The organism is Anaerococcus senegalensis JC48 (genome assembly GCF_000321005.1).
Taxonomy (GTDB): domain Bacteria; phylum Bacillota; class Clostridia; order Tissierellales; family Peptoniphilaceae; genus Anaerococcus; species Anaerococcus senegalensis.
Genome location: NZ_HE578907.1, coordinates 815,542 through 825,187, shown reverse-complemented (window position 1 = coordinate 825,187; position 9,646 = coordinate 815,542). Strand labels below are relative to the sequence as shown.

The 9,646-nt window shown below is 27.3% G+C and carries 8 protein-coding genes; all 8 read left to right on the top strand.

Going from position 1 to position 9,646, the window contains the following annotated elements; all coding sequences use genetic code 11:
• Positions 1-219 precede the first annotated feature (219 nt).
• Positions 220-1,119: an RluA family pseudouridine synthase gene (locus ASHG_RS04205; protein WP_040397725.1), complete on the top strand. Its 900-nt coding sequence runs from the start codon at positions 220-222 to the stop codon at positions 1,117-1,119.
• Between the two features lies 1 nt (position 1,120).
• Positions 1,121-2,650: a YifB family Mg chelatase-like AAA ATPase gene (locus tag ASHG_RS04200; protein ID WP_040397724.1), complete on the top strand. Its 1,530-nt coding sequence runs from the start codon at positions 1,121-1,123 to the stop codon at positions 2,648-2,650.
• Positions 2,650-3,834 carry a GspE/PulE family protein gene (locus ASHG_RS04195; RefSeq protein WP_040397722.1) on the top strand — a complete coding sequence of 395 codons (1,185 nt, stop codon included), beginning with the start codon at positions 2,650-2,652 and terminating at the stop codon, positions 3,832-3,834. The genes ASHG_RS04200 and ASHG_RS04195 overlap by 1 nt, the downstream gene beginning before the upstream one ends.
• A gap of 538 nt (positions 3,835-4,372) precedes the next feature.
• A complete protein-coding gene (locus ASHG_RS04190; protein ID WP_040397720.1) occupies positions 4,373-5,077 on the top strand; it encodes an isoprenyl transferase in 705 nt (234 codons plus the stop codon).
• Entirely contained in the window at positions 5,064-5,840 is a 777-nt protein-coding gene (locus ASHG_RS04185; protein WP_040397719.1) for a phosphatidate cytidylyltransferase, read from the top strand. The genes ASHG_RS04190 and ASHG_RS04185 overlap by 14 nt, the downstream gene beginning before the upstream one ends.
• A 13-nt stretch (positions 5,841-5,853) precedes the next feature.
• Positions 5,854-6,867 (top strand): M50 family metallopeptidase, encoded by a 1,014-nt coding sequence (locus ASHG_RS04180; RefSeq protein WP_040397718.1) that lies wholly within the window; start codon positions 5,854-5,856, stop codon positions 6,865-6,867.
• A 10-nt stretch (positions 6,868-6,877) separates the two neighbouring features.
• Entirely contained in the window at positions 6,878-7,936 is a 1,059-nt protein-coding gene (gene ispG / locus ASHG_RS04175) for a flavodoxin-dependent (E)-4-hydroxy-3-methylbut-2-enyl-diphosphate synthase (protein WP_040397717.1), read from the top strand.
• Positions 7,926-9,646: exonuclease domain-containing protein (locus ASHG_RS04170; RefSeq protein WP_244264246.1), on the top strand; the 1,721-nt coding region annotated here is incomplete at its 3' end. The genes ispG and ASHG_RS04170, both read left to right, overlap by 11 nt.

Sequence of the window (9,646 nt, the reverse complement as noted above, 5' to 3'; positions counted from 1 at the left end):
AAGTCAGTAAATAAGAACAAATAAAAAAACTGCTTAAGCAGTAGTTGGGATAGTGGTGCATGTGATGGAATACTCGACAGCCCCAATAGGGGCGTGCCGGTATTCGCGCCTTATAGGCGCTGTGCAAACTACCAGCTAAGCTGGTAGTTTTGATTATTTAAAAATTTTTTAAAATAAACCTATTTTGTATATACTTTCTCATAATGCTATAATTTAAGTATGAAAATTAAAGCAAACAAAGAAATTAGAATTGATAAATATCTTTCAGATATTTTTGAAGAAATTCCTAGAGAAAAGGTGAAAGATTTTATCAAAGATGACAAAATAAAAGTAAATAATAAAAAAATAAAACCTTCCTACAAATTAATTTTAGAAGAGGAAATAGAAATTTCTGATAAATTATTTGAAAAAGCAAAAATTGAAGCTGAAGATATGAATTTAAAAATCATTTATGAAAATAAAGATTTTGCAATTATTGATAAAGATAAAAACGTAATTGTCCATCCAGCAGGATCAATTGTTAGTGGAACTTTGGTCAATGGACTTTTACATCACTTTGGCTATGATAATTTATCTCATATAGGGGGAGATGATAGACCAGGAATTGTTCACAGACTAGATAAGGATACAACTGGACTTATGGTTATTGCAAAAAATAATTCATCTTACAAATATTTGAAAAATCTTTTTGAAACAAGAAAAATTGATAAGGAGTATTTGGCAATTTGTAATGGGATTTTTCAAAAAAAATCTGGAACAATTCATACTTTTATGGATCGTGATCCAAATAATAGAAGAAAAATGGCAGTGAGAAATTCTGGTCGTGATGCAATTAGTAAATATGAAGTAATTTCAGAAAATAATGGTTATTCCTTGGTAAAAATCAAAATTTTAACTGGAAGGACTCATCAAATTAGGGTTCACATGACCTATATTAATCATCCACTTTTGGGAGATCCTGTTTATGGAAATGTAAAACATAAATTTAATTTGGACCATCAACTACTTCATTGCCATAAATTAGGATTTAAAGATAAAGATGGAATTTATAGAGAATTTTGTGCAAATGTTCATGAAGATTTTAAAAAATATCAAAAAATTTTGGGTTTAGGAGAATAAAATGTATTCAAAAACAAATACAGTCACTCTTTTGGGTCTTGATGGAAAATCAATTGAAGTTGAATCTGATATAACTAGTGGAATGCCAGCTTTTAATATTGTAGGTCTTCCCGATTCATCTATAAAAGAATCCAAAGATAGGATTAGAGTTGCTCTTATAAATTCTGGTTTTAAATTTCCCCAAGGAAGAATTACCATAAATTTATCTCCAGCAGATATAAAGAAAGAAGGAACTCAACTTGATTTGCCAATTGCAATTTCTCTTTTAAAAAGCATGGGAGTAATTGAAAATTCAAAAGATGATTTTATTTTTATAGGCGAGCTTTCACTTGATGGAAGAATTGTCCCAGTAAAAGGTGCCCTTGCCATGGTAATTTCTATGAGGGAAAAGGGATTTAAAAATTTTATAATTTCAAATGAAAATAAGGACGAATGTGCAATAATAAAAGATTGCAATATTTTTCCATTCTTAAATTTAGAAGAATTAGTTTCATATCTTAATGAAAATACAAAAAAATCTCCCTACAAAATAAAATTATTAAATACAAGTGAAAATATTACATATCCTTATGATTTTTCTGATATAAAAGGTCAAGATTCTTTAAAAAGAGCATTACAAATTGCAGCAGCAGGAGATCATAATTTATTAATGATTGGACCTCCAGGAAGTGGAAAAACTTTTTCTGCAAAACATTTACCTTCAATCTTACCTGATATGGATTTTGAGGAAAAAATTGAAGTTACAAAAATTTATTCAGTGATGGGACTTCTTGAAAGTGGAAAATTAATAAATAATAGACCCTTCAGATCTCCCCACCATTCAGCAAGTGAAGTTTCTTTGATAGGAGGAGGAGCAAATATTCCAAAAGCAGGAGAAATAACCCTCGCCCATAAGGGAGTTTTGTTTTTGGATGAATTTCCAGAATTTTCCAAAAAAACAATAGAAGCTTTGAGAGAGCCTTTGGAAAATAAGGAAATAAATATTTCAAGATCAATGGCAAGCATAAAATATCCAGCAGATTTTATTTTGATTGCTGCGATGAATCCTTGTCCTTGTGGAAATTTTGGAAATCCTTTAAAAGAATGTACTTGCACTCAAAATGAAATAAGAAGATATTTATCAAAATTATCTTCTCCAATTCTTGATAGGATTGACATTCATATAGAAATAAAACCTGTAAAATACAAAGATTTGGAGGATAATATAAAAACAAAATCTTCAAAACAAATGAAAGAAGAAGTTCAAAGAGCAAGAGAAATTCAAATAAAAAGATATGAAAAAGAAGAAATTTCTACTAACGGAGCTCTTTCCACAAGGCTTATGAAAAAATATATAAAACTTGATAAAAATGTAAAAGAAATCGGACAAAAAGCCTTCGATAAATATAATTTTTCAGTAAGATCTTATAATAAAATTATAAAAATGAGTAGGACTATTGCAGATCTTGATGGATGTGAAAAAATTGAAGCGAAGCATCTTCTCGAATCTGTTCGATATAGGTCTTTGGATAATAAATATTGGAGTATGTGATGGATAATAATTTAATTAAGACCAATATTGATTTTTATATCAACGAACTTATTACAAAAGCTCTTAATTTAGATGCAAGTGATATACATATTGAGCCAATTGATCAAAAATTTTCAAGAATAAGATTTAGAATTGACGGCAAACTTAGAATTATTACTAAGATGGAATATTCTTCTTATATTAAGCTTTTAACAAGAATTAAATTATCTTCTAAATTAGATATTTCAGAAAAAAGAAGACCTCAAGATGGATATTTAAAATTAGATAAATTTCCACATATCGATTTTAGAATTTCAACTTTAAATACTATAGTTGGTGAAAAATTAGTTTTAAGGATTCTTTCCATTGAAAATTTTAAAAAAACTCAAAATTTATTAGGCTTTACTAATAGATCAAAAGAAATTTTAGAAAAAGCAATAAAAAATAAATCCGGAATGATAATTTTTTCAGGACCAACTGGTTCTGGAAAATCTACTTCTCTTTATTCCTTATTAAATAAATTAAATGATGAAAAAAGAAATATAATTAGTATAGAAGATCCAGTAGAAATTAATATTTTGGGCATTAACCAAATTTCAATTAATGAAAAAATCGGATTAACTTTCCAAAGTGCACTTAGATCAATTTTAAGACAAGATCCAGATATTATTATGCTTGGAGAAATTAGGGATAATGAAACGGCAAAAATGGCAGTAAGAGCTGCTATAACTGGACATTTAGTTTTAACTACTCTTCATACGAATGATAGTTTTTCTTCAATAAATAGGCTGCGTGATTTGTCAGTTGAAGACTATTTGATAAAACAATCTGTAAATACTCTTGCAAGCCAAAGGCTTGTTAGAAAACTTTGCTCATGTAAGAAAAAACGAAAAATTTCAAAAGAAGAATATAATTTTGTAAAAAATTATTTTGATGTAGATGAAAATACTTATATTTACGATCCAGGTTCTTGTGAAAAATGCCACGATGGATATCTAGGACGAGAAGCTGTTGAAGAAATTGCTGATTTTGATGAAGATTACAAAAATCTTTTTTTTGAAAATAAAAATTTTAGTAAAAATGACTTGGATTTATTAAATAAGGAAAAAAATTTTAAGTCTATGACCTACAATGGAATTAAAAAAGTTCTAGATGGGGTCACAAGCTTTGAAGAAATTTTAGATTCAATTTATTATTTTAATTAAAGAAATGATTATAAATTAATATATTAGTCTCCGTCTTTTGGCGGAGACTTTATTTATTTTGTATGTAGTTAAAAAATATTAAATTATAATTTAAATAAGTCAAAAATAAAATTCTAACTTTATTATCTATAAAATATTAATTAATAGACTAAATCTATTTTTATATAAATATTTTTAGATTTATAAACTGATAAAATTGTAGGATGTCATGAATCACATTACGTTTTTTAGTAATGAAAAAAATAAACATAATAATATTAGAAAAAAAGAAGAATTAAAAAAATTTTAATTTATAACATATTCCTTAGATTAAGTTAAACTAATAGAAAAAGAAAAAAATTGGTAAATATAAATTAGGTTTAAATATCAGTATAAAAATTTTTAAATTATTCAAAAAGTAGATGAAAGTATAATTATCATCTACCTTTTTATTTATTTATAGAGCTGATTATTCTAATATTTAATTAAAATATTTCTTCTTAATTCTTGATTTTCTTATGGTATAATCATATAGAGATAAAATTAGAAAGAAGGGTGTATGAAAGAAAAAGAATTAAACCATCTTGCCATTATTCTTGATGGAAATGGTAGGTGGGCAAAAAATAGAAATATGCCAAGATCTATGGGTCATAAGGAAGGATCTGAAAATGTTGTGGATATTGCTCTTTATGCAAAGGAAAAAGGTATAAAATATCTAACTCTTTATGCATTTTCTACTGAGAATTGGAAAAGACCTAAGATTGAAGTCAATTATTTGATGAAATTATTGGCAAAATTTATAAAAGATAAGACAAAGTTACTTATGGAAAATGAAGTAAAATTAAATATAATTGGAGATATATCAAAACTTCCAGAAAAAACTATAAAAGCTTGTCTTGATGTTTGTGAATTAACAAAAAATAATGACAAACTAGTTTTGAATATGGCTATAAATTATGGAGGCAGAATGGAAATTGTAAAAGCCTTCAAAGATATGGTAAAAAATGGGGTTGATTTTGAAAAAATTGATGAGGATGACATTTCAAACTATCTTTATACAAAAAATATGCCAGATCCTGATCTTTTGATTAGAACAGGGGGAGATTTGAGAATTTCAAATTTCTTAATTTATCAAATGGCTTATACTGAATATTATTTTACAGAAGTTTTGTGGCCTGATTTTTCAAAAAAAGATTTGGACAAGGCTGTTGATTCATTTTATGGAAGAGATAGAAGGTATGGTGGATTAAATGAACCTAGCTAAAAGATTATTTGGTGGAGGAATAATTCTTTTTTTATTGATTGCAATAACCTATCTTGGTGGTATTTATTTTGCAATTGGTTTTGGAATTTTCTCTTGCATTGCCGTAAAAGAATTAGTAAACGCACTTAAAAATTTGTCATACAATGTTCCTTTAAAATTTGCTATGATAATAAATTTATTTTTTGTAATTAACGCCTTTAGTGGTAATCAAGATTTATTTATGTTTGGTTTTACATCTATACTCATAGCAATTTTTGTATACATGATTTTTAATAAAAAATATAGGATGGAAGATTTTTTTGCTCTATTATTTGTAGTAACTTATGTTTCTATTTTTATGTCTAGTGCAATAAGAATTAATAATAATGTCTATCTTTATATGTTGTATGTCATAGCTTGGGGGTCAGATACTTTTGCTTATCTTACGGGTTCAACTATTGGCAAACATAAAATTAAATCACTTGAATCTATTTCTCCTAATAAAACCATAGAAGGATTTATCGGAGGAGTTTGTGGAGCGGTGATTTTAAATTTGATATATGTAAATTATGTAAATCTTGACAAAAATATATTATTAGTAATTATTTTTACTGCAATTGCTGCATTTTTGTCAGAGACTGGAGATTTGGTAGCGTCATTTATAAAAAGAAAATGTAATATAAAAGATTATGGAAATTTGATTCCTGGTCATGGAGGGATTTTGGATAGATTTGATTCAATCTTGTTTATAAGTCCTTGCCTATATCTATTTACATTAATATAAGTTAAGGAGTAAAATGAAATCTGTTATTATTTCGATAATAATGTTCTTATTTTTGATTTTGATTCATGAATTTGGACATTTTATTATTGCAAAAAAAAGTGGAATTAAGGTCAATGAATTTGCCATTGGCATGGGACCTAAAATATTTTCAAAGCAAAAAGGAGAAACTCTTTATTCTGTAAATTTGTTTCCGATTGGTGGATATTGTGCCATGGAAGGTGAGGACGATGAAAGTAATGATGAGAGATCATTTGACAAAGCACCTGCCTACAAAAGATTTTTTACAATACTTGCAGGACCTTTAATAAATTTGATTTTTGCTGGTTTATTATTTTCTTTTGTAGCATTTAATACTGGAAAGCCATCAACAAAAATCAAAGAATTCACTGAAAATTCACCAATAAAAAGTCAAGGATTTAAAATAAATGATGAAATTTATAAAGTTAATAATAAAGAAATTAATGAGTTTTCTGATATTTCTAAAAGCTTGGAAGATTTTTATAAAAATCATAAAAAAGATGATAAAATTTCTGTTACATTAAAAAGAAATAATAAATATATTGATAAAAGTGTAAAAGTAGAGTTTGAAGATAAAAGACCAATTCTTGGTTTTATACCAAAAAATCAAAAAGTAGGATTTTTTGAATCAATAATAATTGGAACAAAACAAGTTGGATCTATGATTTCGATGATGGTTATTGTTCTAAAAAATTTATTTACAGGAAAATTAGGATTTTCAGCACTTTCAGGACCTGTCGGAGTTGTAAAAGAAATGGGTAGACAAGCAAATCTTGGAATTATGAATCTTATTTTCTTTTTGGGATATATTAGTGTAAATTTAGGATTTTTTAACCTACTTCCAATTCCAGCTCTTGATGGGTCAAAAATTTTCACATCATTATATGAAATGATTACTAAAAAAAGAATAAACAAAAAAATAGAAGAAAAATTTACAATAGGAGGATTTATCTTTTTATTGGGATTGATCCTTTTAGTTACAATTAAAGATTTAATTAATTTATTTTAAGGAGTAAAAATTGAAAAAAACTAGAAAAGTATATGTAGGAGATGTAGCCATAGGAGGAGGATCTCCTATTTCTATCCAATCAATGACAACTAAAGAAACAAAAAATATAAAGGAAGTTGTAGATCAAATTAATGACTTTGAAAAAGCAGGCTGTGATATTTCAAGATCTGCTATAAATTCTATTGAAGATGCAAAGGCAATTTCTGAAATAAAAAAAAGAACAAATCTTCCCTTTGTAGCGGATATACAATTTGATTATAAACTAGCACTAGCAGCAGTAGAAAATGGATGTGATTGTTTAAGAATAAATCCAGGAAATATTGGTGGGGCTGATAAGGTTAAGATTTTGGTTGAAAAATGTAAGGAGAAAAATATTCCTATAAGAATTGGAGTAAATTCTGGTTCTGTTCATAAGGATATGATTGAAAAATATCATGGAGTTAATGTTGATAGCCTTGTTTATTCTGCCCTTGAAGAAGTAAAAGTTTTAGAAGATTTAGATTTTTATGACATTGTTATTTCTATTAAATCATCGGACGTAAATACAATGATTGATGTAAATAGAAAAATTTCAGCTCTTTGCGATTATCCACTTCATTTAGGAGTTACAGAAGCTGGACCTCTTTATCAAGCTTTAGTAAAATCTTCAATTGGAATGGGATCACTTTTAAAAGATGGAATTGGTGATACAATTAGAGTTTCAATTACTGGAGATCCTCTTCAAGAAGTAAAAGCAGGAAAAACAATTTTAAAATCCTTGGGACTTAGACGTGATGGTGTTGATCTAGTTTCTTGTCCAACTTGCTCAAGAACAAGCGTAAATTTGGATGAAATTGTAAATGAAGCAAGTGATAGGCTTGATAAATTAAATTTAAATTTAAAAGTTGCCATAATGGGATGCCCTGTAAATGGACCAGGTGAAGCAAAAGAAGCAGATTACGGAATTGCTTGTGCAAAAGGATATGGATTTTTATTTAAAAAAGGAATAACAATCAAAAAAGTAAAACAAGAAGAAATAGTAGACAGTCTTATTGAAGAAATTTTGAAAGATGAGAAAAATGAAAATTAGTCTAAAATCACTTATAGATACAGACAAAGATTACTATATTAAAGATGCTATATATTCAAAAAAATTAAATAAACTAAAATTAATAATTGTAGGAAAAAAAGAAAAAGAAATTGAAGAAAAATTAGAAAAATATTTTTCCTATGTAAATTTAGCTTTAAGGTACGAAGATATAAAAGAAAAAGAAGAAAAAGCAAATCCAATTGAAGAATTTTATGAAAATCAACCTCTTCCAGATTTTTATGAAACAGGATATGAAGACCAAGTAGAAGAAATTGTAGATGAAAAAAAAGATAAAGCTAAAGAAAATAAAGAAAACAAAGATATTTTTGATCTGCCAAATATTGAAAATAATAAATACGAGAATACAAAAGATGACAAGCCATCAAGCCTTAGAGATTTAAAAAAGATTGAGCTTGAAAATATGATTCAAAATGCTAGAAATAACAAAAAAGAATCAGACAAAAAAGAGAAAGATCCATCAGAAATATTAAAATACGGAAGAAACATTAAGGCAGATGAATTTAAAATTGAAGAGATTTATGACAAAAAGGGAATGAATTTATCTTTAAAGGGAGAAATTTTTGGAATAGATATTTTTGAGTCAAAAAGAGGGAATTTTATCTATTCTTTTGACCTTGAAGATGAAACAGACGCTATAGCTTGTAAGATGTTTGTTCAACCAAGAAATAAAGCAAAACTAGATAATTTAAAAGAAAATATTGCAGTAAGAGTTCAAGGTGTTTTAAATTATGATGGTTACTCTCACGAAGATGTATTTACAGTTAATTCTATGGAAGAATGTGAAAAAAAAGAAAGGCTTGACACTTATCCTAAAAAAAGAGTAGAACTTGAAATTCATACAAAAATGACCAACCTTGATGGTTTTGTCGACATGGATGAACTTTCAAAAAAATTAAAATCTTGGGGCCATACAGCTTGTGGTATTACCGATACTGAAACTCTACAAGCCCTTCCAGATATGTATGACAAGCTAGGAAAAAATGACATAAAAATGCTAGCAGGCGCAGAGCTTTTGTTGGTTGATAAAAATTTAAGGATTTTAACCAATAATTATAATAAAAAAATAAATGATATAAGGAATTTAAAAGATCAAAGATTTATTGTTTTTGATTTGGAGACAACAGGTCTTTATAAATATTCTGATAAAATTACAGAAATTGGTGCTGTAAAGATTGAAAATGGAGAAATTGTTGAAGTTTTTAATGAACTTGTAAATCCTGAAAAAATGATACCTGAAAAGGTAGTTGAGCTTACTGGAATTACAAATGAAATGGTAATGGATAAGCCAAAAATTGATGAAATATTACCAAAATTTTTGGAGTTTTCAAAAGATGCTTATTTTGTAGGACAAAATACAGATTTTGATATTGGTTTTATTAAAGAAGCTTGTAACAATTTATCCTACCAATTTGAACCTGTTTATTTAGATACCTTGCCCATGGCGAGGGCAGTTTTTCCATCTATGGGAAGATTTTCTCTAGATAAACTTGCAAAAAAATTGGCAGTAGGACCATTTAACCATCACAGGGCAAGTGATGATGCTATGACTACTGCAAAAGTCTTTATAAAATTATTTGAAAAAATTAAGGATAAAAATAAAGATTTAAGTCTTGGAGAAATTAATTCTATAAAAACAAAATGGCCTATTTCTCGTCACGAAAATTTCTCATCAATAATTTTTGCCAAAAA

Excerpts from the sequence above, each read along its gene's own strand:
- ASHG_RS04185 (WP_040397719.1), top strand. The coding sequence starts at position 5,064 with ATGAACCTAGCTAAAAGATTATTTGGTGGAGGAATAATTCTTTTTTTA.
- ASHG_RS04190 (WP_040397720.1), top strand. The coding sequence starts at position 4,373 with ATGAAAGAAAAAGAATTAAACCATCTTGCCATTATTCTTGATGGAAAT.
- ASHG_RS04195 (WP_040397722.1), top strand. The coding sequence starts at position 2,650 with ATGGATAATAATTTAATTAAGACCAATATTGATTTTTATATCAACGAA.
- ASHG_RS04180 (WP_040397718.1), top strand. The coding sequence starts at position 5,854 with ATGAAATCTGTTATTATTTCGATAATAATGTTCTTATTTTTGATTTTG.
- ASHG_RS04200 (WP_040397724.1), top strand. The coding sequence starts at position 1,121 with ATGTATTCAAAAACAAATACAGTCACTCTTTTGGGTCTTGATGGAAAA.
- ASHG_RS04205 (WP_040397725.1), top strand. The coding sequence starts at position 220 with ATGAAAATTAAAGCAAACAAAGAAATTAGAATTGATAAATATCTTTCA.